Annotated in this window: 1 protein-coding gene and 1 pseudogene; both read left to right on the top strand. The window is 61.0% G+C overall.

Annotated features, from left to right (window positions below; all coding sequences use genetic code 11):
• Positions 1-248, top strand: a pseudogene (locus V6C16_RS13180) (hypothetical protein); the annotation flags it as partial.
• 30 nt (positions 249-278) lie between these two features.
• A complete protein-coding gene (locus V6C16_RS13175; protein ID WP_333536602.1) occupies positions 279-1,295 on the top strand; it encodes an ABC transporter substrate-binding protein in 1,017 nt (338 codons plus the stop codon).
• The last annotated feature ends 159 nt before the right edge of the window (positions 1,296-1,454 follow it).

The following is a 1,454-nucleotide window of genomic DNA, read 5'->3' as shown; positions in this document are numbered from 1 at the left end:
TAGCGGCAGTGACGCGCCTTGCCGGCGGCGTGCAGACGCCGGATATTTGCGTGCACCCGCCCACGCCCGAAGCTCTGGCCTGGGGAGCCAATGTGCTTGTGGTGGAATCCGGCGCAGTGCCGCGGGCCGATACGGAAAGTACGGAGGAATGGCAAGGGTTTACGGTGCGGGATGCCCTGAGCATGCTGCTTGAGGCCGGTTATGCCCTTGATGCGCCTTGGGCACAACGTTCCGGCCTGGATCAGTGACGCACATATGCCTTGGCAGGAGGAAAAAACGTGACGGCATGGAAGAACATTGTAACCGGCGCGGCCCTGCGGAGTGTGCGTCTGGTTTTGGCTGGCCTGGGCATTGCGGGCATTGCCATGTGCGGCGTGGAAAACGTGGCGTGCGCGGCTGAAACCTGGCGTGTGGGCAGTTGGAAGACCGCCCAGACCATACAGCCCTTTCTGTATGAAGAGTATGCCTTGCCCGCCAATCCCGGCCTGAAGGTGCAAGTGCGGCCGTTTACCAATCCGGCGGATCAGAAAGCCGCTCTGCTGGCGCAAAGTCTGGACATGACGGGAACCACGCTGGCCCTGGCAATTCAGGCGGCGTCACGGGGCGAGCCTGTGCGGCTGGTGGCGGCGCTGGGCAACAGGTGTTCGGCCCTTGTGACGGCAAAAGACGGGCCTGTCAGAACGGCAGCCGACCTCAGGGGAAAGCGTATTGCCTATGTTCCGGGAACCATGCACGAAATATTGTTGCGCGAGGTACTGCACCGGGAGGGTATTGATCCCGATCGGGATGTCACGCTCATGCGCATTGATTTTTTTGATATGGGTACGGCTCTGGCAAAAGGAAATGTGGATGCCTTTCTGTCCGGCGAACCTTTTCCCACGCAGGCGGTCATGCAGGGCTACGGCCGCATTCTCGCCTATCCATACTACGGCGACAGCATCGGAACCATCAACAGCGGCATGCTCATGCGCGCGGATTTTATCAGGGAACATCCGGACACGGCCATGCGCATGGTGGCCGCGCACAAGGCGGTTACAGAAGCGCTGACTGCGGACAGGAAGCTGTGGCTTGATTCTGCGGCGTCGCTGTTCGGTGTGGACAGAAAACTGCTCCAGGCGTCTGCGGAAAATATGGAGCTGGCCTGGGATATGGATGATGCATTCATGCTGCGCCTTACGGCCTTGGGCGCGCGCATGAAAGAGCTTGGCATCATTGCGCAGGAACCGGACTATGGCACGCTTGTGGACCGCAGCTTTGTGGATGCCTTGCGGGCCGGAAAAAATCGACATGACTAGGCTGGCAGGTTCACGGATCTTGCCCTGGTGTCTGCCACTTTTTGCGTTGGCGGCATGGTGGGGGGCCTCGGCGCTTGAGGCTGTGCCGGGTTGGCTTTTGCCGTCGCCCGTGGAGGTGGCGCGCACCATATCCGCCTATGTGGCGGGAACCGGCGGCGG

It is taken from the genome of Desulfovibrio sp. 1188_IL3213 (assembly GCF_036763145.1).
Lineage (GTDB): Bacteria > Desulfobacterota > Desulfovibrionia > Desulfovibrionales > Desulfovibrionaceae > Desulfovibrio.
This window is presented reverse-complemented; position numbering and strand designations above follow the sequence as displayed.